We start from the raw sequence: 26,408 nt of genomic DNA, 5'->3' as shown, positions 1-26,408 counted from the left end.
GGTGATTATAATGAAAAAGATTCAGATTCTCAATGCCACTAAAGGCACATGTTTAGGAACAGAGATCCGAATAGCTGATACTTTTCTGCTCCGCCTGAAGGGACTGCTGGGTGCTGCTGAGCTTTGCAGGGGAGAAGGTCTGCTGCTGATTCCCTGCAGTATGGTGCATGGGTTTGGGATGCGGATAGCAGTGGAAGTTCTGTATTTGGATCAATCCAACCGCGTCATGAAGATCCATGAGCTTGTCCCCGGCAGGTGTGGTCCCTATGTGGCTGGTGCTCGCTGGGTCTTAGAACTGCCGATAGGAACCGTTTCCCATTCTTGCACAGAATTAGGGGACCTCCTCCTGAGTACTAGAACATAACGCTCTAGCTGTGAATACGATGTACTGACCAACAGATGAAACAGACGGGGGGTCATGTTGTGTCTGCTAATAATCGTAAACAGAATTGTCCGCCTCCCGGGGAGGAAGCCAATGACAAAGCAAAATTGCTGGACTTATTGACGCCAAGAGAAAAAGAAGTTCTGTCACTGGTAGCGCGGGGTTACAATAACAATGAGATTGCTGCGTGTCTGCACATCAGCAAGCACACTGTTAAAAACCATGTCAGCAACATCTACCACAAGCTGGAGATGGATGACCGCACGCAGATTGCTTTGTTGGCTGTCCGGCATGGGTTAGTTAAGCTTGACTAATCAGAAAAACGGCTCGTAAGAGTCGTTTTCTGTTTTTTGCAGGGTAAAAATGGCAGAATGGCGAATGAATAGTATGCACCCAAGAGAAGAGGTTTCGGAGGAAGATTTATGGCAAAATTGCAACTATTAGTGCGACTGACTCCTGAAACCGAGTTAAAATTTCATATTTGTGAGGAACCGCGCTGGTTCAAACCAGATCATGATGGGCGCGGAAGAGTTTATGCTCTTACCCCACCTCTTGCGGCTGATGAGGTCTTTTTCATGCGCAGTCAGATTGAAGTGATGCGCGGGCGTTTAAACTGGGTTTGGAAGAAGTTTGCCTGGCCGAGTGCAGTAGTTTGGTTGGTGCGGCGCAGATTAGGTTTGGCTTATCCGGGTTATCCGGTTGAAGTTCCTGAATCGATCTACGAGCAGTGGCGGTTGGATGAGGAGCAGAGATTGGAGCTGCTCAGCGAACTCAAGCTGCTTCTCGACGGTCGCCTGCTTCCGGATAATCTTTTGGAACAGGCTCTTAGAGCCAGCGGTTGGTGGCCTGCAGACATCCGGAGGGTTTTAGATTGGGGTTTGCGCATGGGAGTAATTGAGTGCTTTCCGGGCGTGACTAAAACCTCCTGGGGAGAAGCCCGCTGTATGCGCTGCAATTCCTCAGTTACAGAAGTACGGCCCTGTCCCTTCTGCGGGCGGCCGGATTGTCCGATCTGCACCACCTGTGATTCTTTGGGACCAGTTCGCGGCTGCACAAGATTATGGGTTCTGGATAAACCGGAGCGTGCTGGTCCTTTAGTGCCCGCAGATGATTTTCAGCAATTACCTAAACTGCATTTAGACTTTGAGCTTACTCCTGCTCAGCGGCGGGCCAGCAGTGAACTTGTGGACTTTATCCACAGCGACAAGAAAAAAGTCTTGGTGTGGGCAGCCTGCGGTGCAGGAAAAACAGAGGTTACTTTTGCAGCCATTCAAACCGCGCTCAGCCGCGGCAGTAAGGTCATGTTTGCAATCCCCCGCCGTGATGTAGTGCGGGAGCTTGCAGAGCGATTAAGGAAAGCGTTCCCAGATACTGAAATCGCAGTTCATTATGGCGGACAGCCCTGGCAGCAGCAGGGTCAGCTGACAATTGCTACAACCCATCAAGCGCTGCGGTTTTACCGCTGTTTTGATCTGGTCGTTTTAGATGAAGTGGATGCCTTTCCCTATCACGGGAGCGAGATGCTGCGTTTTGCCATTAAACGTTCACTGACTGCTGATGGTAAATTGGTGGAAATGACAGCAACTCCCCGAAGCTTACGCACAAGCGCGGTGATTACAATTCCGGCTCGCTATCATGGATGGCCGCTGCCGGAACCTCGATTCTTAAAAATAAAATTACCTGAATTAAACCAATTAGCTGATAAGGGTCTGCCAGAGCAGGTTGTCTCCATTATTGAGAGCAATCAGTCGCCATGGCTGATTTTTGCTCCGACGGTTCAGGCAGTTAAGCAGCTGACCAAAGTACTAGCAGCTGTCCTGAACCGCAGGGTCTGCGGCAGTTGGGCGGCTGATCCCCAGCGGGATCAAAAAATAGCAGACTTTGCATCTGGGGAATACCAGGTGATGGCAGCCACTTCAATTATGGAGCGGGGGATCACTTTGGCAGATGTCCAGGTCATGGTGCTTTACAGCGATCATGTTCTTTTCGACTCCAATTCTTTAATCCAGATGGCAGGCAGAGCCGGCAGGAAGGCAGAGCATCCTGATGGAGAAGTCTGGTTTATCGGCGGCAGAATTACTGATGCAATGAAAACCGCTCAAAAACGAATTACCTACTTAAACAGGCAGGCGGCAGAGCAGGGTTTATTAAAAGGGGTGGAGTCCCGATGAGTCTGAGAGTATGGCTTCGGGAATTATCTGAATTGCTCTACCCAACACCACCGCTTTGTCCGCTCTGCCGGACAAGGGTTCTGCCAGATGGACTGCCGATCTGCCGTGACTGTGTACAGAGAATAAATCCTGATTTTCAAAAATTAAACTTAAGTCGCTATGAGGGTTATGTCCTCTGCTATTATCATGATTATCTGCAGCAGCTTCTATATCAGGTCAAATATCAAAACCAGTATCAAATAGCGGTGGCCTTAGGAGAGGTTTTAGGATTGGCCGCCAAAGAAGAAGCTGGACTGGCAGTAATTGATTATTTTCTGCCCGTTCCACTGCATATTGATCGTCTTCACAAGAGAGGCTTTAATCAGGCCGAAGCCTTGGCTGAAGGAATCAACCGCGTTTGGCGGCGCCCTACTTATGAAGCCTTTCGCCATAAACCAACCGAACCCCAAAGTTTACTCTCGCCACCGCAGCGCTTTAAAAACTTGCAGAATGCGTTTTCACTTAGTGATCCCACTCTAGTCAAAGGTAAACATTTTCTCATTATTGACGATATCTTTACTACCGGAGCAACATTTTTTTCGCTAGCTGACTTAATAGCCCGCTGCCGTGGTATCCCTATCGGACTTTTTTTAGCCAAAAGCGGCTGAAAGGTAAAGGAGGAGTTGCTGTGCTTCGCAATTGTATAGAATGCAACCAAGTGTTTGTTCATGCGGTTAATAAACTGTGTCCGAGCTGCACAAAAAATCGCAGTGAGCAGTTCGATAAAGTAAAACAGTATCTGCGCCAGAATCCAAAAGCTACGATCCAAGAGGTTGTAAACGAAACCGAAGTAGCGTGGGAGCGAGTAAGGGAATTTATTGATGAAGGGCGCCTTAGAATTATACCTGTCGATGCGGTTGTCCACTGCCAGATCTGCGGCGTTGAGATTTCTTCAGGACGCATCTGCGGCAAGTGCGAGCAGGATCTATCCGATAAAACAGCGCCACCACTTGACAGTTTCGATAAGAGGGCGAAGATGCATCTTTTGGAGTACATGGAAAAACAGAAACGCAATAAATAGTCGATTAGACTAAAGAACCGAGACAATTTGACCGATAATTGGGATAAGGGGGGAGTACAGGATGTATATCTCAAATAAATCGGTGCAGCGCATCAGCAGAATCTATAATGAACAGACCAAAATTGAGAGAACCCGCGATAAGAAAGCGGAGTACGGTGATAAAGTGACCCTTTCCAGCGAGGGTAAACAGCTGCAGGCTATTTTACAGCAAGCCACAACAGCAGAAGTAAGCACCAGAGCTGAGGAACTGAAAAGCGCTGTTTCATCGGGAACATACCATGTTAAAGGCGAAGACATAGCCGCAAGCATTATTAAATATTACAGACAGAGGTTATAAAATGCAGGTTATCGATGCTTTTAGAGAGGTTATTGAGCGGGAAACTGTGCTAATAGATCGGTTGATTGAGAGTGGACTTAAAAAACAGTCCATAATCTCCGACACCGAACAGCTGACTGCTGTTGTTGAGCAAGAACGTGAACTGCTGACAAGTCTGGAGCAGGCTGAGGAGGAACGCTGTCAGTTATTTGATGTGATTGCGTCTGGTCAAAGTCTAGCTCAGTGGCTGGAAACAACCGATGAGCAGGATTTGGCAGACAGAATAAACCAGCTGAAAAGCAAATATCACCAGCTTCAGGAAATTAATGAGCTTAATCAGCTGCTGATCGCGGAATCCCTGGCCTTTATTCAATACAGCCTCAACTTGTTGGTGGATGAAACCCCCTTAACCTATGCGAAACCAGGCACGCGTACTGTGAAAAAATCCATTATTGATCGAAAGGTGTAGCATTATGCGAACAACATTCAGTGGGATAGAAATTGCACGCCGCGCCCTACAGGCACAGCAGATGTCATTAGACACTGTCGGCCAGAATATCGCCAATGCAAATACGAAGGGATATTCCCGTCAGGTAGCGGTTCACAATCCCAGCATGCCGTATCCCATACCTCAATTTACCCATAATCCTGCTAATGGTATGCTGGGAACTGGGGTGGAAGTGGCTCAGATTACTCGTATGCGTGATGACTTTGTGGAGATGCGGCTGCGGCAGGAGCAGCACAATGTTAACTATTGGCAGACGATCAGCGATGGTTTGGAGCAGGTAGAACTGATTTTTAACGAACCATCCGACAATGGTATTCATCATGCTTTAGAGCTGTACTGGGATTCACTTCAGGACTTAAGCTTAAGTCCGGAAAACGAAGCGGTGCGTTCCGTGGTGCTGCAGCGAGCCGAAGTTTTGGCGGAAGCTGTACAGCACGTCCGGTTCCAGCTTGGAAAACTGCGAGATAATATGAATAATCTCGTGCAGGTTAAGGTCAGCGAGATTAATTCTTATGCGCAGCGGATCGCAGATTTAAACCGCCAGATTGTAAAGGTGAACGCCGCTGGCTACCAGCCCAACGATCTGCTGGATCAGCGCGACCAACTGCTGCAGGAACTGTCGGAGCTTACTAATATCGAAGTTGTAACCGATACGTATGGTTCAGTTACAGTCAGCATCAGCGGGGCCACTTTAGTTCAGAGAACGGAAGTTTTTGAACTGAAAGTAGTTTCATCTAACGACCCAATAATACCTCAATATGATCGAGTTGAAGTAGTGTGGGAAGGAGCCAACTCCAAGGCTGAGTTTAATAAAGGCGAGTTGGCAGGAATCTTGAATTTCCGCGATGATTATATCCAGGATTATATTACAGAGCTTAATCAGTGGACAGCAGACTTTATGCATAATGTGAATTCAATCCACATGCAGGGCTATGATCTGGAAGGCGGGACCGGCAGGCCGTTTTTTGTAACGGTCGATGGTTCTTGGAATGTTACTGCTGAAGATGATCCCAGTCTTAGCATAAGAGTTGCCCTGCAAGATGCAAGAGAAATTGCTGCCAGCTCCCGGCAGGAAAATGGGGAGACCGTAGTCGGTAACGGTGAAATCGCTTTAGCCCTTGCCCAGCTCCGGAACAATCCGATGGTCGGCAGGGAAATCACCATTGCTCAGTCATTTAACGCCTTGATTGCAAAAATCGGCGTCGACGCTTTAGAAGGCACTTCGATGGTAAAAAATGGCGAAGCACTGGTGAATCACTTGGAGAATATGCGGGAATCAGTGTCCGGTGTAAATCTGGATGAAGAAATGGCGGATATGATTCGCTTTCAGCATGCCTATGCATCCGCCGCCAGGTTTATGACAACCATGGATCAGATCTTAGAGATAATTGTCAACCGCCTTGGCTTGTTCGGCAGGTAGAAGGAGGGTAAGCGGTGCGGGTTACTAATAATACATTGACAAACAACATGCTTCGGCATTTAAATGCCGGTTTAGGCAGGCTTGACCGCTATCAGCAGCAGTTGGCCAGCGGCAAGCGCGTTCTAAAACCATCTGATGATCCGGCTGCGGTGATTAATGTTTTGGAACTGCGAACTTCACTGACCGAAAACAATCAACTGTTGAAGAATGTTGATACTGCATCTTCATGGCTGCAGTCGATAGATACTGTGCTGGCATCAACAACCAGTGTGCTGCACAGGGCAAAAGAACTGTCTGTATATGCTGCCAATGATACACTCAGTGGAGATGATCGGGCAGCGATCCAGCGAGAATTGGAGCAACTTTTCGATAACCTGCTCCAGTTATCCAACTCAACGCACAGCGGCAAATATGTGTTTGCCGGTCAAAAAAGTACTACTGTTCCCTATCAGCGGGCCAGCACTGATCCGGCAGACCCTGGTTATTACCGAATTGCTTATCACGGCGGCAGCTCAATCCAGAATTCCAGTGAGCTGAAGGTAGAAATCGGAGCCAACTCAGTTATTGATATCAATATAATCAGGACCAGCATCAATACTGACGGCGAGGCAGAGGACCAGCTGTTTATGCCGATCTTCGGCGCGCTGTCAGAGCTAATTAATGATTTAGACCAGGGAATGACAGACAAACTGGGCGCCGAGCATTTAGAGGCATTGGAGGCTGCGCTGGATGGTGTTTTAGCCACTCGGGCTGAAGTCGGTGCTAAGCTGAACCGCATCGAATTGGCAGAAGAAAGGCTTAAGGATTTAGAAGTAAACTTTAACAAGCTCTTAAGTGGTACACAGGATATAGATGTTGCAGAGACGATTATGATGCTGAAGAGCGAGGAGAACGCTTATCGGATCGCCTTGTCTGTAGGAGCCAGGATTATTCAACCGACATTGGTAGATTTTCTCAGATAGGGGATGAAGCCAATGCACCTATCGATCAGTACGAAATATCCCCAGGTTCTGATCAGTTACTACTGGCCTCAGACTCAAATTAGACAGCAGGTTGGCAATTTCGAATTTAAATATGATGGACCGGTTATCGAGATTGATCAGCAGGATGCCCTGAATGAGTTGGGCATGGGTGATTTAAATCATCTGGTGCGCACTGCAGCATCTGCGGGCAATGAAGCTGTTCTAAGCGGTACAGCCCGGAGAGCCCAGGAGGGAGATCGCTTTGCGCGCGAAATGACACTGCAGAATACCGCAGCACAGCTGGCGAAAGAGCAGCTGTTTAGAGAAATTCCTGAAATCAACGTGGATTATGCGCCAAAGTCCAGACCAAGGATCAAGAGCTCCTATGAGCTTAACATGGAGTGGCAGCAGGGTGGGACGATGATTGATATTGCAGTTTATCCGCCAAAGGTCGATTGGATCGATGGCGGAGTTAAAGTCCGTTTTGAAAGAGGCAGTAAATTCGATGTTAAAGGGTGACCGAGGGTGAAAATTGAAACCACACGCTTTGGTACATTGGAAGTTGACCCTGAGCAGATAATCGATTTTCCCGAGGGAATTTTGGGTTTTGAAGATTATCATCAATTTGTGATTGTTGAGCAGCCGGAGAGCATGTTCTGTTTCCTGCAATCTGTTGAAGAACCTTGGCTTTGTTTTGTGATTATGATGCCGGAGCTTCTGCGCCATGACTATCAAGTGAAACTTGAGCCCCAGCATGTCAAGCAGCTGGGTTTTGAGGATTCTAAGGATGGGCAGGTTTTTGTAATTGTTACAGTCCCTGAAGACGTCTCGGAAATGACAGCTAATCTGCAAGCGCCGTTAGTGATTAATCGGAAGACAAAGCTGGCTAAACAGGTTGTTTTAATGGATGGTTTGTATAGCATTAGACATAATGTCCTGGCAGAACTGCAGCGCTCTTCATTTTTAGCAGCTAAACAGGCAGCTGAGTAGGACAAGTCTAAATAGAGCATTTCCGGGAAAGCTATAGTCCAGGGAGGGACACCAGATGCTTGTACTGACTAGGAAAATCAACGAGAGCATCATTATTGGCGATGATATAAAAATCATTGTAGTAGATGTGCGCGGTGATCAGGTTAAGCTGGGCATCGAAGCACCTAAAGATGTTAGTGTTCATCGCGAAGAGATTTATGCAGATATTCAGCAGGAAAACAAGCGGGCTGTACTATCGAAACATTTCAATGTAGATCAATTAAGCCAACTGCTGCACAATTCGCCGGGGAATTCTGTCAAAAACTCGAAATCTGATTAAGGACGGTGAGGCGTAAATGATTCGAACTGATTTCGCCATCAAAAGTAATCAGCAAATGCAGATGGTGAAACCTAACAATCAGAATCAGGATGTGGTTGAAAGACATCGTGTTGAGCAGCAGAGTGGGGTAAACCAACACGGGGTTCAGGGTGATAAAACCCAAATTGATCAGGAGCAGCTGTACGATGCAGTAGAGAATCTCAACAAGACCATGAGAATCTTTGACCGGGGGTTAGAGTTTTCAATCCATGAGGATACCAATCGAATTATGGTAAAAGTGATTGACCGCTCCGACCATGCTAAGGAAGAGGTGATCAGGGAGATTCCGCCCGAAAGAGTCTTGGATATGATCGCTGCAATTATGGACATGATTGGGCTGCTGGTTGACCATCGCGCTTAGGGGGGAGCCGCAGGAATGAATTCATATGCTTTACAGGCTTATAAAAATGTGAAAGTTAATACCGCATCAAACGGTGATTTGATCGTGATGCTTTTTGATGGAGCAATTCGTTTTGCCAATCAGGCAATCAACTGCATTGACGAATCTGATATTGCCGGTGCCCACAATAAATTAGTAAGGGCTCAGGATATTATGACAGAGTTAATATCCGCTTTAAACATGGATGTTGGCGAGATAGCGCAGAATTTATACCAGCTCTACACATTTATCAATCAACTTTTGATTCAAGCAAATGTCAACAAGGATCCGGTTTTGATCCAGCAGGCCATCAAGCTCTTAACTGAACTGCGGGACATGTGGCATGAGGTGGTGGAGCAAGCTTGAGTCCGGAGATCAAGGAAAAATTTACCGAGCTGATCGCCAACTACCAGCAATTGACGGAGCATTACCGCAGCATTGCCCAATTTGGCGATGAAGAAGCGCTCCTGATCGACCAGGGCGATATGGAATCGCTCCTTGATATTCTGAGAGAAAAAGAAGAAATAATGGTTGACGTCACACGGTGTCAGGAAGCGATCGGTAAAAGCCAGGATTTTATTATTCGTTTTTATCAGCTTGAATCATTTTCTCTGAGCCAGCTGATGGATCTTATCGAAAGAGACAGCCGCGATCTGGTGGTCAGATTAAAACATGAGATCAAACAGCTGATCAAGCAGCTGGAGATTCTTGAACAGCAGGAGAGGATCCACGAATCGATGCTGAGAAGTTACGCCGATCAGGTAAACAAGATCCAGGGTGAGCGCAAAAATAGCGCTGGGAAAAAAGCCTATGAAAAAATGATCAAGATTAAGGACGAGGATAGCGATATTGATATTAAGCGTTAATCCTTATGCAAATATCTTAAAATTACTAAAGATATTTCAAATTCCTTGACAAATGTTAGCAAAGTGTGTTAGTGTAGAGATAATCGGTAAGGTATACCGGTATCATTTTTTAGGAGGAATGTGTTTAATGCAAGGCAGAGTAAAATGGTTTAACGCTGAGAAGGGCTATGGATTCATCGAGAGAGAAGATGGTGGAGACGTTTTTGTACACTTCTCAGCAATCCAGGAAGACGGATTCAAAACATTAGAAGAAGGACAAGTCGTTGAATTTGACATTGTTGAAGGAGAAAGAGGACCGCAAGCTTCTAACGTTGTGAAATTGTAAACTGAAACAGCTGATAGGAACCAAGGCAACTTGGTTCTTTTATTTTCCGGTGAAATCTTCTCAGGAAGGATTTTTTTGGAGCAGCTGGAATTATAATAATAGCAAGTAAGATCAATAAAGAGGAGTGAACAAGATGGCTGCAATGAAAATCGTCGTCAAAAGTAAGAATCTCGAAATTACTCCCGCTTTACGTGCTTATGCCGAAAAGAAGATCACCAAGTTCGAAAAGTTTATTACCGCTGCCAATGGTGACTATGAATCGCTTGCTGAGATGATGATGCGGACGGAAAGAGAAGTTCATATTGCTGAGTTAACAATAGAGTTTAGAGGTTTGGTCCTTCGGGGTGAAGGCCGCACCGACGATATGTACAATTCGATTGATGAAGCCGTTGATAAAATCGAACGTCAGTGGAACAAGTTTAAAACCAGAATTCACAGAAAACTTCAAGGGCCAAAGATCAGTGAAATCGCTCCTCCTGTTGATGATGGATTGCGCTCTCCCGAAAACCTTGAGCGGGAGTTTAGGGTGGTAAAGATTAAGCGTTTTGACTATAAGCCGATGAGTGTGGAGGAAGCGATCATGCAGATGGAGCTTCTGGGACATGACTTCTTTGTTTTCACCAATGCTGACGATGATGAAATCAATGTAGTTTATAAACGCCGCGATGGCAACTACGGACTGATAGAACCTGAGTAGAAAGTAGGTTAGTACATGGACTCTTCTGTAACCTTAGTTATTTTCGAGGGTGGATCCGTATCCAGCGAACCAGAAGAAATGATGCGCCGGGTGCGAAAAGCAATAGTAATTGATCAGATTTGCAAGGCTCAAGCGGCTGGCTTTGAGCGGATAGTAATCATGACCTCCTATCAAGATTTAGCAGAAGCAGCGTCAGGATATCCAGTAGAAATTGAGTTTCACCCACAGGTGACAGAGGAGTTTCACTTTGGGAAAGAACTGCTCAGAGTTGTAAAACAGAGAAAGTTGAACAAGGTTTTATACATGGGGGGAGCGGCAGCTCCCCTTATTTCTGCTTATGAACTCAGGAATATCCGCAGACTGCTGGAACAGCACGATCGAGTCGTAACTGCTAACAACTATTACTCAGCTGACCTGGTCGGATTATCTCCTGGGTCAGCGCTCGCAGAAGTTGATCTGCCTGCAATTGATAATACGCTGCCGCAGCTTCTGGTGCAGCAGGCGGATCTCAGATTTATTCCCCTGCAGCGTTCTCTCGGTCTGCAGTTTGATATTGATACACCAAGTGATCTGATGATTTTAGCATGCCACCCCCATGTGGGTGAACACACCAAGCGGGCTGTGGCGGAAATGGATATCGATCTGACTCGATGTGATAAAATAAAACAAGTGATGGGAGATTTTCACGGTGAACTGCTGGTTTACGGCCGGGTTAATTCCTCCTTGTTTAAACTTCTCGATGAGCTGACCCGCTGCCGCATCCGGCTCTACTCGGAGGAACGAGGTATGAAAGCGCTGGGAAGGGATGTGCGAGGAGAGGCACAGTCTCTATTTGGAGAAATGATGGTTTCCTATGGTTATGAGCAGTTTTTTAGATTCCTCGGCCAAATCAGCCATGGAGCTGTGCTTGATTCCAGAATCATGTTTGCCCATTGGAACTGGGACTTATCGCAGAGTGATCGGTTTTATTCTGATTTAGGCATGGTTGACCAGATATCCCACCCCGGACTGAGGGAGTTCACGGCGGCGGCCTGCAGTGCGCCGATACCGATAATGCTTGGCGGCCACTCTTTAGTGACAGGAGGACTATGGGCGCTGCTTGATGCTAGTTACATCGCCGGGCACAATGCAGCATCGGTATAAATTAAGAAAGGATGACTATCGGATGCTCGGATTGTTTAAGAAGATTTTTGACAGCAGTAAAAGAGAGATAACACGGTTAATGACAGTAGTTGAGCGGATTAACAGTTTAGAACCTGAAATGGAAACCCTTTCTGATGCTGAACTGAGAGCAAAGACAGATGAGTTCAAGCAGCGATTGAATGCTGGCGAAAGCTTAGATGAGCTTCTTCCCGAAGCTTTTGCTGTGGTGCGGGAGGCAGGTAAACGCACTATTGGTCAGCGCCATTATGATGTGCAGCTGATGGGCGGAATTGTGCTCCATCAGGGACGGATTGCGGAAATGAAAACCGGCGAAGGTAAAACTCTCGCGGCTACACTGCCAGTGTATTTAAATGCCCTGACTGGAAAAGGAGTGCATGTCGTTACAGTAAACGATTACTTAGCCAAGCGCGATGCGGAGTGGATGGGGCAGATTTACCGCTTTCTCGGCATGTCAGTTGGCGTAATTGTGCATGAGAAGGAGTTTGACGAGCGGTCAGAAGCATACCGATGCGATATTACCTACGGAACCAACAATGAGTTTGGTTTTGACTACCTTCGGGATAATATGGCTCAAGCTCCGGAGCAATTGGTTCAGCGCGGGCTGAATTATGCTATTGTTGACGAGGTAGACTCGATTTTAATCGATGAAGCGCGTACCCCTCTGATTATTTCCGGCATAGGTGAAGAATCGGCAGGACACTATGTGCAGTTTGCGCAAATTGTGCCGCGGCTGCAGAATGAAGTTGACTACACAGTGGATGAAAAACTGCGCACAGCGGCTATGACAGAAGCAGGCGTTGCCAAAGTAGAAAAAATGCTTGGCATCGATAACCTATTCGATGATCGCCACTTTGCCTTAAATCACTATTTAATTCAAGCCCTCAAAGCCTATACACTGTTTAAGCGGGATCGGGATTATGTTGTTAAGGACGGAGAGGTAATAATTGTTGACGAATTCACCGGCCGCTTAATGCCGGGGCGCCGCTATTCAGACGGCCTGCACCAAGCGATTGAGGCAAAGGAGAATGTTCGGGTTGCCCAGGAGAGCAAAACCCTGGCTTCGATTACATTTCAGAACTATTTTCGGATGTATGATAAGCTGGCGGGCATGACCGGTACAGCGGAAACTGAGGAAGAAGAGTTCCGGCGGATTTACGGCATGGATGTAGTGGTTATTCCCACCAATAAACCAATGATTAGGATCGATCATCCTGATCTGGTCTATAAAACGACCGCAGCTAAGTTTGCTGCCGTGGTTAGGGAGATTGAAGAGAAGCATAAGAAAGGCCAGCCGGTGCTGGTGGGAACAATTTCCATCGAGCGGTCGGAAGAACTGAGCAGAATGCTGAAAAAAATCGGCATCCCTCATCAAGTCTTAAACGCTAAGTATCATGAGCTGGAGGCGGAGATTATTAAAAACGCCGGTCAGCCAGGAGCAGTAACAATTGCTACTAACATGGCTGGACGCGGTACAGATATTGTTTTAGGTGAAGGTGTGGCAAAACTGGGCGGACTGCATGTGATCGGTACCGAACGCCATGAGTCGCGGCGGATTGACAATCAGCTCCGCGGCCGCTCGGGACGTCAGGGTGACCCGGGTTCTTCCCGCTTCTATGTGTCTATGGAAGATGATCTGATGCGGCTTTTTGGCAGTGAAATGATCAGCGGCTTAATGGAGCGCCTCGGTTGGGAAGATGATCAGCCAATTGAGCATTCCCAGATCAGCAGAGCCATTGAAAATGCCCAGAAAAAAGTGGAAAACCGCAATTTTGAAGCCCGCAAGCAGGTTCTGGAATACGACAATGTTCTCAACCAGCAGCGCGAACTTATCTATGAGCAGCGCCGCACAGTTCTGCTGGGTACTAATATTCAAGAGTATATTGAAACCGTATTTACTAATGCGTTTAAGCACATAACTGAGGAATATGCAGACGAAAAACTTGCAGTAGAAGAATGGAACTTGGATGGATTAATCGCCCGCTATCAGGATATTACGACCAAGCCACTGCCGCTGACCAAAGAGGATCTGGCGGGGATGAAGGCTGAGGAAATAGCTGCTGAGCTTGGGAGATTAGCACTGGCGGCTTATCAAGAGCGGGAGCAAGAATTCGGCGCTGAGACTATGCGCAGAATTGAATATTTAGTATTGCTGCAGATTATCGATCGCAAGTGGATGGAGCACTTAAGCGACATGGAGAGTCTCAAGGAAGGTATTGGCTTAAGGGCTTATGGACAGCGCGATCCACTGATGGAGTATAGATTTGAAGCATATGAGATGTTCAACAGAATGGTGCAGAGCATCCAAGAAGACTGCGTGCGAATGCTGTTTAGAGTTCGTCTGGTAGATCGGCAGGATGCAGAGGAAGAAGCTGAACAGCGGATGCGGCAGATGCGGCAGATGCGGACCAACCGCGACAGTGAGGATAGTCGTCCGCGCACACCCCGGACTGTTCAGAAAATTGGCCGAAATGATCCATGTCCGTGCGGCAGTGGTAAAAAATATAAAAAATGCTGTGGAAAGTAGAAGGAGTGAATATAAATGCTGTTAGATCGCAGGGAATATGAAGTTCGGTTAGAACAGTTAGAAACAAAAATCAATGAGCTGAGGGAGTATCTTTGACGTAGATCAGAAGCGCGATCAGATTGAGGAATTAAATCAGATTATGGCGCAGCCTGGATTTTGGGATCAGGCTGATGCTGCTCAAAAACAGGTGCAGACGCTGAAGCAGTTGAAACAGGCAGTGGAGGCTTGGGAGCAGGTCGATCAACAGCTTCAAGACCTGCAGGTTATCTTGGAACTGACTGAAGACGAGCCGGACTCCGGATTGGAACAGGAACTGATGAATGGGGTCAGCGCACTGGATGAAGCGGTAAGTCAGCTGGAGCTGCATGCTATGCTGGATGGAGAGTATGATGGACACAATGCGATTCTTACCATCCATCCTGGCGCAGGTGGTACCGAAAGCCAGGATTGGGCAGAAATGCTGCTCAGGATGTACACCCGCTGGGCGGAATCCCGCGGATATGCGGTTGAGATATTAGATCTGCTTGCTGGAGATGAAGCCGGCATTAAGAGCGCTACACTCTTGATTTCCGGACCTTATGCCTATGGATATCTGCAGGCTGAAAAAGGTGTGCACCGACTGGTGCGGATCTCGCCTTTTGATGCTTCCGGCAGGCGCCACACCTCATTTGCATCGGTAGAAGTGATGCCGGAAATTGATGATGATATTGAGCTGGAAATTGATCCAGCGGATCTGCGGGTCGATACTTACCGGGCCAGCGGGGCCGGAGGACAGCATGTTAATAAAACCGACTCAGCGATCAGAATTACCCATATTCCCACCGGTATCGTGGTACAGTGCCAGACCGAACGCTCACAGCACCAAAACAGGGAGTCAGCTATGAAAATCCTAAGAGCGCGGCTGATGGAGCGCCAACTGGCAGAACAGCAGCAGAAGCTGGCTGAACTCAAAGGCGAGCAGCAGGAGATCGCTTGGGGCAATCAAATTCGCTCCTATGTATTCTGCCCATATACGATGGTTAAGGATCACCGCACCAACGCAGAAATGGGCGATGTAGACGCGGTAATGGATGGAGAGATTGACCGCTTTATCGAGGCTTATCTGAAAGCAAAATAATTATGCTGCCAAGGGGATAGAATTGTGCGACCAAGGGTGATTATTTGGGTGCTGATTCTGACTGCAGTACTTTTGCTGCCGCGGATTGTGCTGCCCGGTTTGTTTGAAAAGACTGTTGTTGAGTATTTGGAAGCAGAGTTGGGCGGCGAGTCTCAAATAAAGATTCAAACTAGATTCGGATGGGAACTTCTCTTTGGCAGATTTGCGTCTATCAGCATCTACGGTAGAAACTGGAATCTAAATGGCCTGCCGATAGCAGCCTTTGAGCTTTCGAGCAGAGATGCGGCCATTGATGTCCAGCGGTTGCTGCAGAATGGAGATTTTGCTTATTTGGGAGCAGAAGAGCTCCACGCGGAGCTGATTTTATCTGAAGCCGGTTTGAACCAGTATTTTTGGGAGCGACTGGATCGCAACCAGCTGTTTACAATCGATCTGCGGGAAAACCAGGCTGCCCTAAATGGTACGGTGGAGTTATGGCAGATCAGCTGGAGTGTGAGTCTGCTGACCGAACTGCAGATTATTGATCCAGCCCAGATAGTGATTATGCCGGTTGATTTTCTGATTGAAGATACAAGGGTTCCCTCGCTGCTGCTAGAACTAGTTAGTGAGGCGTATACGCTGCAGATCGATCTCGGTGATCTGCCGATTCCGATCCAGCTGGATGAAATCAGGATCAAAGAAGATCGGATTGAACTTTATGGAAGCGGGGCTTGATTATGAAGCGTACATTGATTTTGCTGATCGCAGTAGCTTTGGCCGGTGCTGTCGCAGTCGGTTATCAAAGGCTTCATCTGGAACGGGAGAATAATACGGTAGAATTAGTCGCTGGTTTCAGCGACTTCAGTCAGTTTATTTCACCTGAGTTTCCGGCGGCTGCCCTGCTGTCAGAATTAAGAAGTCTGGGAATAGAAAGCATTGCTTTAACAGAATGGACTTTGGGTGAAAAGATCGCCTTGGGATATGATCATGCTGCATCTGCAAGCGCATCAGGTGGCGATCTGGTTCAGCTATTGGCTGAGCCGATGGGATTTAATCCTGATGAAATCGCTGCAGTTTCTGCCGCAGGCATGAGGATAATCCCGCGGCTTGAGAAGAACCAGGTTTTGGATATTTCCACAGCAGATAAATTAGCGGACTTAACGCCCCATATAGTGATCTTTAATGTCGGTTCGGCACCTAACCTACCACCTGACTATGATGGAAATGTAGGTTTGGTGGAGTTTACCAGTGTGTCGGGGATTGAACAGGCTGTAGATGCAGATCGGCTGATTCGCGTTCATGGTATCAGCGCTAAGGAGCTTGAAAATCTGGAGTTTGATCGGATTCTGACCCGATTTGTCCGAGCGGTGCGGGAACGCAATGTCCGTGTTCTGTATCTGCGTCCGTTAACCGGAGTAGATGGCTGGGAGCAAACAGTTACCTTGATCAGAAGCTTGACTGCGGATCTGCATGCTAAGGGATACAAGATTGGTAAAGCTGTTCCATTCAGTTCCTGGCAGACACCCCATCTGCACTTGTGGATCGTCGGGTTAGGCATTATAGCCGGGGCATTGCTGCTTCTACAGCACTGGATGACATTAGAGCCAGAGTGGATAGTTGTCCTGCTTTTGATCAGCGGTATCGGTTCCTGGTTCATTCTGAGCAGAGCTCCCGTGCTAGGTCAGCAGCTGCTGGCGCTGACAGCAGCAGTGGTTTTTCCAACCTTAGCAGTGGTGCGGAATCATGATGATGGCTCAACAATCCAGCTTTATCTACGAACAACAGCGTGGTCTTTTATTGGCTTGATTTTGATCATCGGTATTCTCAGCGGCACATCCTTCTTGGTTAAGCTGACCGAGTTTCGTGGAGTGAAGCTGATGCATTTGGCCCCTGTGTTTTTAGTTTTTGTCACCGGATATTTAAGGGATAGACTGCCGTTTCGATCTTGGCGGGAATTTAGACAGGTGGTATCGGAGTTGTATCAGACATCGGTGCCGGTAAAATATCTGCTGATGCTGGCGGTTGTTGGTGCGGTTGGAGCAGTATATATTCTGCGGACTGCCAACTTTAAACTGCCAATACCTCAGTTTGAAATCGGTCTGCGGGAAGCCTTGGAGCAGTTTTTTACCGTTAGACCCCGCTTTAAGGAGATATTTATCGGGCACCCAGCGCTGGTTCTGCTGCTGGCATCTAAGAACCGCAATCCAATTTTAATGGGTTTAGCAGTAATTGGGCAGTTATCCCTGGTCAATACATTTACCCACATCCACACACCGATTATTATCAGCGCTATCCGCACAGTTAACGGTCTTGTTATCGGATATGCAGTAGGATGGGTGCTGTGGCTGGTCTATCAGAAAGGAACAAAGGTGAGCAGCGGATGATTCTTATTTCCGGGTATTACGGCTGCGGCAACAGCGGTGATGAAGCTGTTTTAGCGGCTTTGTGCTCTGATTTAGTCTCATTGGGTGTTGATCCCAGCGAAATTACAGTGCTTTCCGGCAATCCGGAAGAAACGGCGGCTCTGCACAAGGTCAGCGCGGTGCCCCGCTCTAATTTTCCCGCAATTGTCAGAGCTGTACGCCGCAGCAGGCTGCTGATCAGCGGTGGGGGTTCGCTGCTGCAGGACAGCACCAGCTGGCGCACAGTTCCCTATTATCTGCTCATTATTCAACTCGCACTAAGCTTTGGATGCAAAGTTGTCATCTATGGCCAGGGAATAGGCCCGGTCAGCAGCCGAGTGTATCAGCGCTGGATCAAATCAGTGTTCAGCCGTGTGCACGGGATTTCTGTTCGGGATGCGGGAAGTGCGCAGCTTCTGCAGGACTGGGGGTTGGATGAGAGCCTAATTATTACCGCAGCCGATCCGGTTTTTAACCTGCAGCTGGACCACCGCGCAACTGCACCAGGATTAACTATTAACCTGCGGCCTTATCCTACTTTGCAGGCAGATTTTTACCGGTGGGTGGATTTAATTAACAGCTGGAAAAGCGGGCTCAACCTCGATGTCCGATTTGCTGCCTTAGGTCCGGGTGATGCGGAAATTGGTCGGAAACTGCAGCAGGAGATACCTGAACTTGAATTTATAATTGCTGAGGACTGGAACAGCGCATTTCGTTTAATGTCTGCTGCTGAGATCTGTGTTTCGATGCGGCTTCATGGCTTGATTTTTGCGGCACTGGGGGGCAGCGCTCCTCTGGGACTCTGTTATGATCCGAAAGTTGCAGCTGTGAGCTCTCAATTAGGCATTAAAGTATCTTCACCACAGCCGGATCAAGATCTGACAGCCGAACTAGTTCAGGTGCGCGCTGACCGTGATGATTATCTCCGGCGGTTAGCTGAACGTGTGGAGCTGATGCGGACTTTAAGCAAAAAAAACCGCGATGTACTCGCTGCAGCTGTAAGGAATAAATAATGGGGGACGAGTATGAAAAGCAGCATCTTGGGAGTAAAAATTGATCAAGTTACCATGGATGAGGCGGTTGCCGAGATTGCCGCAATGATTAAGCAGCCTAAACCGCATTTAGTAGTCACTGCTAACTCAGAGATGATCGTAGCTGCTAACAGGGATCCACTGCTTTACGAGATTATCGAGAGGGCAGATCTGGTTGTTCCTGACGGAATCGGCGTGATCTGGGCAGGCAGAATTCTCAAACAGCCGCTACCGGAACGGGTACCCGGCGTTGAATTAATGCAGGCCATGCTGGCAGAAAGCTCCACCCGCGGATGGCGGGTCTTTCTGCTGGGAGCAGCACCGGGGGTAGCAGAGCAGGCTGCCAATAGAATAGCTGAGGAATATAATGGTATCAACATTGTCGGCACTCATCATGGGTATTTTAAGCAGGAGGATCTGAACGGAGTGCTAGAAAAGATAAAAGCTTCCCGGCCGGACATACTCTTCGTAGCGCTGGGAGTGCCTAAACAGGAAAAGTTTGCGGCAGCTCACCTTGCCTCACTAGGGGTACCGGTAGCAATGGGAGTGGGGGGCAGCTTTGATATTCTAGCCGGAACCGTTCGCCGCGCGCCGCGGTGGATGCGGAGGTTTGGTTTGGAATGGCTGTATCGCATCCTCCAGCAGCCATCGCGTGTAGGACGGGCGGCAGCGTTACCTCAGTTTGCTTTATGGGTGCTGTTTGAAAGGTTATTTTCAGGAGGTAAGCCTGCGAATGGGTAAATTCGTTCAAAAACTGCGGGAATATTTTGGCGTACTCTTTGGTGTGGTCATTACCGCGTTTGGGCTGAGCTGGTTTTTAATCCCGAGCCGGATTGCTGCAGGCGGCGTCAGCGGGTTGTCCACTGTAGCGTATCATTTGTTTAATTTCCCGGTAGGTCTGACCATGCTGGCTTTAAACATCCCTTTATTCATTGCCGGAATCAGGATTCTGGGAACGGTTTATGGTGCTAAGACCTTTGTCGGCACAGTCACACTCTCGCTCTTAGTTGACTTGTTTCAGCGGTGGGCGGTGCCCCTGACCTCGGATCCTCTTTTATCGGCGGTGTATGGAGGTGTGATTACCGGTGTGGGACTGGGGATCACTTTCCGCTTTGGAGGCAGCACCGGTGGAACTGATATGGCAGCCCAGTTGATTGCTAGATTTTTCCCTACATCAGTTGGGCGAGCACTTTTATTTGTGGACGGATTTGTGATTGCCCTGGCCGCTTTTGTCTTTGGACCGGAACTGGCTTTATACGCGCTGTTAGCCGTATTTGTCACCACGAAAGCAATCGATGTAGTTCAGGAAGGACAGAGTTATGCTAAGGCAGCATTGATCATCACCGATCATACAGAAGAAGTTGGCCAGATGATTCTCACTAAGCTCGAACGGGGAGCAACTGCGCTGTTTGGCAAAGGAATGTATACTGGAGCTGAACGCGAAGTTTTGTATGTGATTGTTTCTCGCTCCGAGATCCAGAGTCTGCGGGAGCTTGTCAAGGAAATTGATCCCAATGCGTTTGTAGTTATCAGCGATGTTCATGAGGTACTTGGGGAAGGCTTCAAAAGAATGTAAGGAATACGAGTTATTGCCAGCCCTGAAACCTTGTTTATTGCCCTAGATTGGTCTATAATGGGAATGTCCGATACCATAACTAACATAAGTTAGTGGAGGGAGTTTAATTATGACTTATAATAAGGGCATTCCACTGCTGGCAGTGTTTGTATTGCTGTGTGTCCTAACTGCCGGCTTAATTTTTTCTGTGCGCGAACTCCATGCTGCGGTGATTGAAAGCAGCATTATGCGGGTATTTCCTGAACACGGTGCAGATCTTGACAGAATCGCATCTGCAGTTAGAGCAGTAGATGGTGTTGCTGCGGTGACAGTTTTCGATGCCGAGCAGGCAGCGGCTGAGTTTGAAGCGGCCCTAGGTCATCCCTGGCCGGAAGCGGAACCAATGCCGCATTATCTTGATGTCAGCATTGAGCCACAATCCGGAGCGTCAGCTGCTGAAGCGGTTCAGGAACTTGCCGGTGTGGAATATGTTGCGTACCATGGCGAAACCGCTGCTCAGCTTGCTGGTTTTAGCGCAGCATTACAGCGAATTTATGGCTTAATGGTGCTGGTTTTCAGTGTTGCTGCTGCCATAGCAGGTATTCATGGTGTTAGATTGTTTAGGAGGCGTGGGAATCAATGCGCCGCCTAATTGTTTTATTATTAGTAGTATTTACTGCATTTACCGGGATGGCTGCGGCTGCAGATGGGGATAATCCTACGGTTATTCGGGAGTCTTACGTTGAATCAAAGGCTCAGATTGAGAAGATGCAGGCAGAGCTGGCTGAGCTGGAGACCAAGGTGGAGCAAACAGCTCGCGAACTTGATCAGCAGCAAAAACAGTATGATGCTTTCAAGACAGAGCAGGCGGAGATTCTGGAAGCGATTAATCAAGCGGCTGCGGAGCGTGCCGATCTTGAAGAAAAGCTTGCTGCCAGAGGTAAATCCGCAGAGATTCACAGCCGGCGGTCTCAAGAACAACTTGCCAAGTTGAGCAGAAGTGCTGATTCAGCTTTAAGAAAAGGCCAGCCGGTTAATCCAAATGCTGGATTGTTCTTGGATTACCTGCTTTATAAAAGCGCTGAAGAGTACCGAGCAGCTGCAGATACCCACAAAACGGAGCAGCGAAAGAACCAGCAGGGTCAGAAGCAGCTGACCGCTCTGATGGCGGAGCAAGCAGAGCTGCAGGCCAGATTGAGTAGGTTAGAAGCTGAACTGAAAAGTGCCGGCAGCGAGCTATCGGATAAAAAGAAGGATAATGCCGCTATCCGGCAGCAAATCTCGGAATTAACGCGAAAGATATATCGAGAAGAAAGTCGCGCCTGGCAGTTGGAGAAACAGGTGCGGGACAGCGTTGGCTTTTCGGAGTTTGTGTGGCCGCTGGATGAAAAGGGAGTTGTGTCCTCTGATTATGGCATGCGCTTTCATCCCATCTATGAGGAAGAGCGTTTCCATACCGGGATCGACTTGGCGGTCAATGCTGGAGTCCCGATTCGGGCTGCAGCTGATGGCACGGTAGTTCTCAGCGAAGATGCCAATGGCTATGGATTGACAGTGGTTATTGATCATGGGGAGGGCTTGTCTACACTTTATGCCCATGCCTCTAAGCTGCTGGTTAAACCGGGAGATATAGTCCGCGCCGGAGATGCTGTTGCTTTAGTCGGTTCTACCGGATTCAGCACCGGTCCTCATCTACATTTTGAGGTCCGCCAGCATCAAGAACATGTTGATCCATGGATTTGGTTGAGTTAACTTTTTGACTTTGCAGGAATTCGACGGTTTCATTGAGAAATCATATGAAGATGTGAACTGTAATATTGAGACAGAGGACCAGAATAGAAATAGTAGAAAAAGGCGGTGATCCGGTGAAGCGCAGAGTATTAGTCTTATCAACAGCCGTACTCTTGTTATTAGCAGCATTTTTGTATGGTTCAGTCTTCCCAAGTATTGGTGTGGGGACCGAGTCCGCAGTAGTAACCGATGATGCCGGCAGTTTGCTGGAAATCGTAACACTGGTCAGGTCACGGTTTTATAAACCGGTAGAGGTATCCGACCTGCTCAGCGCTTATGCGGAAACGGGCAGTATCAGAGGAATGCTGGCTAAAGCGCTCGAAGACCCGTATACGCGTTATATGGATCAGCACGCCTATGAGAGTTTGATGAGTGATACATCCGGTGTGTTTGGCGGTATTGGAATTGTGATCGGAATTCGCGATGAGCAGTTAACAATCATTTCTCCCATCAAAGGCACTCCCGGTGAACAGGCAGGCTTGCGCGGCAATGATCGGATCATAAAGATTGAAGATCGCGACACTAACTATATGACTACTGATGAAGCGGCAAGCTTAATGCGGGGAGAGCCGGGCACAGAAGTGACTATTACTATTCAAAGGGATGAAGAAATTCTCGATGTTTCTATTGTCCGGGACCTTATTTCTGTTAACTCGATCGAGCGGACGGAGATGCTTGAACCGGGGATTGGATATATTCAGTTAACCAATTTTTCAGACCGAACTTATTCCGAGTTGAGAACAGCGCTGGACCAGCTGGAAGCGGAAGGTATGGCCGGACTGATTTTAGATCTGCGGTTTAATCCTGGAGGAACTCTGAGCGCAGCACTGCAGGTAGCTGATGAGTTTATTCATACCGGTCCCATTGTGCATTTGGAAGATCGGGACGGAAACCGTCACAGTTTTACAGCCTCTGCCGAGAATACCAGGAATCCGATTCCGATGGTAGTGCTGATCAATGGTTCCAGTGCCAGCGCATCAGAGATTGTTGCCGGAGCGCTTAGGGATCATGATTTGGCGGTGCTGGTGGGAACCACCACCTTTGGCAAAGGTTTAGTGCAGTCAATTGTACCGCTTCGCGGTGGTGGTGCGATCAGTTTAACTGAACAGGTGTATCTGACCGCTGGAGGACATGACATCAATGAAGTAGGCATTGAACCTGATTATGTGATTGAAATCAGCGAGGAAGAGGAGGTTGCAATTTACTTTGATGAAGCAGAAGTAGATGTGCAGCTTGACAAAGCGCTGGAAATCATTCGCAGTCAAATCAATGGAGAATAATTAGTCCCCGGATTTCTCCGGGGCTTTTTATAGATGGAGGTTAGACTAGTGGGCAATTTACCTGAAATAATTGCATTGATTTTCCGGGTACTGCCTTATATCCTGTTTGATCCGATTTATCTGATGATCTTAGCAGTTCTGGGCGTTATTATCTACAGCCAATACCGCCGAGTGTACATTCTGCAGCGGCGGATGTTTGGATTGAATAGGGGCAGCCCTTTGAAAGAGTCGCTGATCAGTTTAGGCTATGGTCTGCTGGGCGGAATCGTTGCCAGCATCATCTTTGTATCGCTGGGTATCAGTTTGTCTACGACAGGAATAGCGTTTGTGTGGCTGACAGCGCTGGCGCTGATGATTTTTAATCCGCGTTTTCTCTGCTTTGCCTATGCAGGCGGATTGGTCAGCCTTTTCTACCTGATCTTCGGATTTCCAAAGGTTAGTGTAACTTCGATCATGGGATTAGTGGCAGTACTGCACTTGGTGGAAGCGCTGCTGATATTCCTGAACGGACCCCGCAACCCCATGCCCCTGTACGTTCAAAACAGCGAGGGTAAAGTTGTTGGCGGATTCAGTCTGCAGCGTTTTTGGCCGCTGCCATTTATTACGGTGTTGGCGGCGGTAGAATTAAGCAGTGCTTTAGAAACAGGCATTATGATGCCGGATTGGTGGCCGCTTTTAAAACCAGAACTTTTGGTTCCGGCAGGATTTACTCTGGTATTTAGACTGTCGCCGATCTTTGCCGGGCTTGGCTACAGCGATATCGCAATTTCGAGTCTGCCGGAAGAAAAAACCGCTTATTCGGCCAGAAATCTATTTTTATACAGTATTGTGCTGTTGGGGCTGACGCTGGTGGCAGATAAATACAGGTATTTAGAGTTTATTCCAGTGCTGTTTGCCCCTTTAGGCCATGAATGGGTGATCAGGTTTGGGCAGGAGCGGGAGAAACGCCGCAGCTCTGTCTTTACCTATACGAACGGCGTAATGGTTTTGGATGTGTATCCAAATTCTCCGGCTGCTAAAATGGGGTTAGCAACGGGTGATGTAATTCTTCAGGTTAATGATGTTCGAATAGAAAGTCCGCAGCATTTAATCGCAGAAATCGGTCCCTGGGTTATTGACCCGAAGCTGACAGTGCAGAATGTGATTGACAAGAGTCCACCGCGGGTAATCAACTTTAAAGGAAAGATTCCACCGCTTGGGTTTATTCCTGCCCCGCAGCCAAATCAACCTGTTTACATGGTAATGCGTGAACCGTGGTTTAACCGGATGCTGAAACATCTGCGGCAGAAGTTTAAGGGGTGAGAAAGATGGAGCAGAATATACAGGGCAAACAGATTGGGCGTTCCTTCAGCACTTCGATCTTGATAGTTGTCAGTATTTGTCTGATCAGCACTGCGGCTGTGTGGGTGGCCATGAGTAAATCGGCTGCGGAAACGCCGGTTGGGTCCGGAGATGCGAACAGCATTGTTCTCGAGGAGCCGGAAACTCTCGATCCATTTCTAGAAATGGAGGACAAGCTGGCCAGTGCCGCGGCTGTGTTTGAACTGCACGGTTATTTAGTGCTGGATTCCAGCTTGGATTCGGATGCAAGGCGGGCTGAGTATCTTATTGTTCCAACTGCGAGCGAAAATGCTCTCTATGACTTGATCATCAGTTTGGAAACAAAGCTGTGGGCAGAGCATGGTTGGGCCTTTCAGACGGAATATGATGAAGAAGAAATGACAGCCAAGGTGTACTTGTCAGATGGAGGACATGGGTTTGAACTGAAGATCAACCAGATGAATCCCCGCATCCAACTAGCAGATAACAAGCCAAAACTGGCCATAGTGATTGATGATTGGGGTTATTCCTCGGTTTATGCAGAGGCTTTTTTACAGTATCCTTTTCCTCTTACTACAGCAATTATTCCTTATCTGCCTCAGTCTGTGCGGCTGGCGGAACGGGCAGCTGCCCATGGTCATGAGGTAATTCTGCATCAGCCGATGGAAGCGCTAAACAGCCACCTGGATTTAGGTGAAGGCGGCATCTTAACTTCAATGGCAGCTGAAGAAATCCAGCAGCGCATGCGGGATAATATTGCTCATCTGCCGATGATTGCCGGCGTGAATAATCATATGGGTTCAAAAGTTACGGCTGACGCCGAAACAATGGGGATTGTTTTGGAGGTTATCAAAGACCATGGACTTTATTTTCTGGACAGCTCTACGACTCCCTTATCGGTGGCTGATCAGGCAGCTGTCGCGGTGGGTCTTCCTTATGCGGTGAATAATCTGTTTATCGATAATGTCAACGAAGTTGAAGCAGTTAAACAGCAGCTTCGGCAGATAATGAAGAGGGCTGTTCGGGATGGTTCGGCAATTGCGATTGGACACGTTCGCTCCGCTACTGCTGTAGCAGTTTGGGAAATGATTCCGGAGTTTGCTGCTGCAGGCATTGATTTGGTGCCCGTATCTCAGCTGTTGATTAATCCAGAGAAGGGGCAAGCCGCTGAAACTGAGATGACTGCCGGTGAGGCAGTCACTCAACCGGCTGATTATCCCGGTACCTAGCAATCGATTCTTCAATGATTCTAATGGCGGTTTCGCGGCAGTGCCAGTTGCCGATCTTGGTTTTCTTTTTCTCTAATTCTTTGTATACCTGGAAAAAATGGGTTACTTCATGGAGCAGGTGCTCGGGAACATCATTAAGATCCTCGACCCAATTCCACTGTGGATCCTGAACAGGTACACAAAGAATTTTTTTATCCGGACCTTTTTCGTCCCACATATCAAACACGCCAACCGGCTTGGAGCGGATCATGCACCCTGGAAAAGTTGCTTCTCCTACTAAAACTAGAGCATCTAAGGGATCGCCATCTTCTGCCAGGGTGTTGGGAATAAAACCATAGTCGGCAGGATAATGTACAGCTGAGAATAACATCCGATCTAGGTAGAATAGGCCGTCATCCGGATTATATTCATACTTATTTCGGCTTCCTTTCGGTATTTCTACCATAACTAAGATTTCACGCAATGGAATCGTCCTCTCATATTTGGTATAATAATAATCATTACGAGCTTAAAATAGGCGTAATGCGATGGAGTATCTGGATGAAGTTATTATAAACGATTTTCACTGCGGTATGCAAACCG

The 26,408-nt window shown here is 47.9% G+C and carries 31 protein-coding genes; 30 read left to right on the top strand and 1 reads right to left on the bottom strand.

The window, feature by feature from the left end:
• Positions 1–19: 19 nt before the first annotated feature.
• From GX019_03055 to GX019_02910, 30 genes are all read left to right on the top strand, one after another.
• Positions 20–364, top strand: a complete 345-nt coding sequence (locus GX019_03055; protein ID HHT36137.1) for a DUF192 domain-containing protein — start codon at positions 20–22, stop codon at positions 362–364.
• A gap of 35 nt (positions 365–399) precedes the next feature.
• Positions 400–696, top strand: a complete 297-nt coding sequence (locus GX019_03050; GenBank protein ID HHT36136.1) for a response regulator transcription factor — start codon at positions 400–402, stop codon at positions 694–696.
• A 108-nt stretch (positions 697–804) separates the two neighbouring features.
• Positions 805–2,553 carry a DEAD/DEAH box helicase family protein gene (locus GX019_03045; protein HHT36135.1) on the top strand — a complete coding sequence of 583 codons (1,749 nt, stop codon included), beginning with the start codon at positions 805–807 and terminating at the stop codon, positions 2,551–2,553.
• Positions 2,550–3,200, top strand: coding sequence for a ComF family protein (locus tag GX019_03040; GenBank protein HHT36134.1), 651 nt, complete (start codon positions 2,550–2,552; stop codon positions 3,198–3,200). The genes GX019_03045 and GX019_03040 overlap by 4 nt, the downstream gene beginning before the upstream one ends.
• 20 nt (positions 3,201–3,220) lie before the next feature.
• Entirely contained in the window at positions 3,221–3,613 is a 393-nt protein-coding gene (locus GX019_03035) for a hypothetical protein (protein HHT36133.1), read from the top strand.
• Between the two features lie 61 nt (positions 3,614–3,674).
• Positions 3,675–3,950, top strand: coding sequence for a flagellar biosynthesis anti-sigma factor FlgM (locus tag GX019_03030; GenBank protein HHT36132.1), 276 nt, complete (start codon positions 3,675–3,677; stop codon positions 3,948–3,950).
• A gap of 1 nt (position 3,951) precedes the next feature.
• Positions 3,952–4,398 (top strand): flagellar protein FlgN, encoded by a 447-nt coding sequence (locus tag GX019_03025; protein ID HHT36131.1) that lies wholly within the window; start codon positions 3,952–3,954, stop codon positions 4,396–4,398.
• A 4-nt stretch (positions 4,399–4,402) separates the two neighbouring features.
• The gene (gene flgK, locus GX019_03020; protein HHT36130.1) at positions 4,403–5,857 is read left to right on the top strand and encodes a flagellar hook-associated protein FlgK; all 1,455 of its coding nucleotides are present in this window, start codon (positions 4,403–4,405) and stop codon (positions 5,855–5,857) included.
• A gap of 14 nt (positions 5,858–5,871) precedes the next feature.
• A complete protein-coding gene (gene flgL / locus GX019_03015) occupies positions 5,872–6,819 on the top strand; it encodes a flagellar hook-associated protein FlgL (GenBank protein ID HHT36129.1) in 948 nt (315 codons plus the stop codon).
• A gap of 12 nt (positions 6,820–6,831) precedes the next feature.
• Positions 6,832–7,338, top strand: coding sequence for a hypothetical protein (locus GX019_03010; GenBank protein ID HHT36128.1), 507 nt, complete (start codon positions 6,832–6,834; stop codon positions 7,336–7,338).
• 6 nt (positions 7,339–7,344) lie between these two features.
• Complete coding sequence (locus GX019_03005) at positions 7,345–7,809, top strand: flagellar assembly protein FliW (protein HHT36127.1); 465 nt, start codon at positions 7,345–7,347, stop codon at positions 7,807–7,809.
• Positions 7,810–7,864: 55 nt separating this feature from the next.
• Positions 7,865–8,128: a carbon storage regulator CsrA gene (csrA, locus tag GX019_03000; GenBank protein ID HHT36126.1), complete on the top strand. Its 264-nt coding sequence runs from the start codon at positions 7,865–7,867 to the stop codon at positions 8,126–8,128.
• A 16-nt stretch (positions 8,129–8,144) separates the two neighbouring features.
• Positions 8,145–8,528 carry a flagellar protein FlaG gene (locus GX019_02995; protein HHT36125.1) on the top strand — a complete coding sequence of 128 codons (384 nt, stop codon included), beginning with the start codon at positions 8,145–8,147 and terminating at the stop codon, positions 8,526–8,528.
• Positions 8,529–8,543: 15 nt separating this feature from the next.
• On the top strand, positions 8,544–8,912 hold the full coding sequence (gene fliS / locus GX019_02990) for a flagellar export chaperone FliS (protein HHT36124.1): 369 nt from the start codon (positions 8,544–8,546) through the stop codon (positions 8,910–8,912).
• Positions 8,909–9,412, top strand: coding sequence for a hypothetical protein (locus GX019_02985; GenBank protein HHT36123.1), 504 nt, complete (start codon positions 8,909–8,911; stop codon positions 9,410–9,412). Before fliS ends, GX019_02985 begins: the two co-directional genes overlap by 4 nt.
• Positions 9,413–9,539: 127 nt before the next feature.
• Positions 9,540–9,737 carry a cold-shock protein gene (locus GX019_02980; protein HHT36122.1) on the top strand — a complete coding sequence of 66 codons (198 nt, stop codon included), beginning with the start codon at positions 9,540–9,542 and terminating at the stop codon, positions 9,735–9,737.
• 142 nt (positions 9,738–9,879) lie between these two features.
• Positions 9,880–10,434, top strand: coding sequence for a ribosome-associated translation inhibitor RaiA (gene raiA, locus GX019_02975; protein HHT36121.1), 555 nt, complete (start codon positions 9,880–9,882; stop codon positions 10,432–10,434).
• 15 nt (positions 10,435–10,449) lie between these two features.
• Positions 10,450–11,577: a hypothetical protein gene (locus GX019_02970; GenBank protein HHT36120.1), complete on the top strand. Its 1,128-nt coding sequence runs from the start codon at positions 10,450–10,452 to the stop codon at positions 11,575–11,577.
• Between the two features lie 22 nt (positions 11,578–11,599).
• Positions 11,600–14,122 (top strand): preprotein translocase subunit SecA, encoded by a 2,523-nt coding sequence (gene secA / locus GX019_02965; GenBank protein HHT36119.1) that lies wholly within the window; start codon positions 11,600–11,602, stop codon positions 14,120–14,122.
• 88 nt (positions 14,123–14,210) lie between these two features.
• The gene (locus GX019_02960; GenBank protein HHT36118.1) at positions 14,211–15,239 is read left to right on the top strand and encodes a peptide chain release factor 2; all 1,029 of its coding nucleotides are present in this window, start codon (positions 14,211–14,213) and stop codon (positions 15,237–15,239) included.
• 24 nt (positions 15,240–15,263) lie between these two features.
• Positions 15,264–15,953, top strand: coding sequence for a DUF2993 domain-containing protein (locus GX019_02955; GenBank protein HHT36117.1), 690 nt, complete (start codon positions 15,264–15,266; stop codon positions 15,951–15,953).
• A gap of 2 nt (positions 15,954–15,955) precedes the next feature.
• On the top strand, positions 15,956–17,602 hold the full coding sequence (locus GX019_02950) for a hypothetical protein (GenBank protein HHT36116.1): 1,647 nt from the start codon (positions 15,956–15,958) through the stop codon (positions 17,600–17,602).
• A complete protein-coding gene (csaB, locus tag GX019_02945) occupies positions 17,560–18,633 on the top strand; it encodes a polysaccharide pyruvyl transferase CsaB (protein ID HHT36115.1) in 1,074 nt (357 codons plus the stop codon). Before GX019_02950 ends, csaB begins: the two co-directional genes overlap by 43 nt.
• 12 nt (positions 18,634–18,645) lie before the next feature.
• A complete protein-coding gene (locus tag GX019_02940) occupies positions 18,646–19,392 on the top strand; it encodes a WecB/TagA/CpsF family glycosyltransferase (protein HHT36114.1) in 747 nt (248 codons plus the stop codon).
• Positions 19,385–20,227, top strand: a complete 843-nt coding sequence (locus tag GX019_02935) for a YitT family protein (protein ID HHT36113.1) — start codon at positions 19,385–19,387, stop codon at positions 20,225–20,227. The genes GX019_02940 and GX019_02935 overlap by 8 nt, the downstream gene beginning before the upstream one ends.
• Before the next feature lie 109 nt (positions 20,228–20,336).
• Positions 20,337–20,858, top strand: coding sequence for a hypothetical protein (locus GX019_02930; GenBank protein ID HHT36112.1), 522 nt, complete (start codon positions 20,337–20,339; stop codon positions 20,856–20,858).
• Positions 20,846–21,958: a peptidoglycan DD-metalloendopeptidase family protein gene (locus GX019_02925; GenBank protein ID HHT36111.1), complete on the top strand. Its 1,113-nt coding sequence runs from the start codon at positions 20,846–20,848 to the stop codon at positions 21,956–21,958. Before GX019_02930 ends, GX019_02925 begins: the two co-directional genes overlap by 13 nt.
• Before the next feature lie 113 nt (positions 21,959–22,071).
• The gene (locus GX019_02920; GenBank protein HHT36110.1) at positions 22,072–23,277 is read left to right on the top strand and encodes a S41 family peptidase; all 1,206 of its coding nucleotides are present in this window, start codon (positions 22,072–22,074) and stop codon (positions 23,275–23,277) included.
• Positions 23,278–23,325: 48 nt separating this feature from the next.
• Positions 23,326–24,579 carry a PDZ domain-containing protein gene (locus tag GX019_02915; protein ID HHT36109.1) on the top strand — a complete coding sequence of 418 codons (1,254 nt, stop codon included), beginning with the start codon at positions 23,326–23,328 and terminating at the stop codon, positions 24,577–24,579.
• 5 nt (positions 24,580–24,584) lie between these two features.
• On the top strand, positions 24,585–25,826 hold the full coding sequence (locus GX019_02910; protein ID HHT36108.1) for a divergent polysaccharide deacetylase family protein: 1,242 nt from the start codon (positions 24,585–24,587) through the stop codon (positions 25,824–25,826).
• Here GX019_02910 and GX019_02905 read toward each other — a convergent pair.
• Positions 25,795–26,271 carry an inorganic diphosphatase gene (locus tag GX019_02905; protein HHT36107.1) on the bottom strand — a complete coding sequence of 159 codons (477 nt, stop codon included), beginning with the start codon at positions 26,269–26,271 and terminating at the stop codon, positions 25,795–25,797. The two genes, GX019_02910 and GX019_02905, sit on opposite strands and share 32 nt — an antisense overlap.
• Between the last annotated feature and the right edge of the window lie 137 nt (positions 26,272–26,408).

The organism is Bacillota bacterium (assembly GCA_012837335.1).
GTDB lineage: Bacteria > Bacillota > Limnochordia > Darwinibacteriales > DTU012 > DTU012.
The sequence above is the reverse complement of the archived record's forward strand: the minus strand, read 5'-3'. Positions and strand labels throughout refer to the sequence as shown.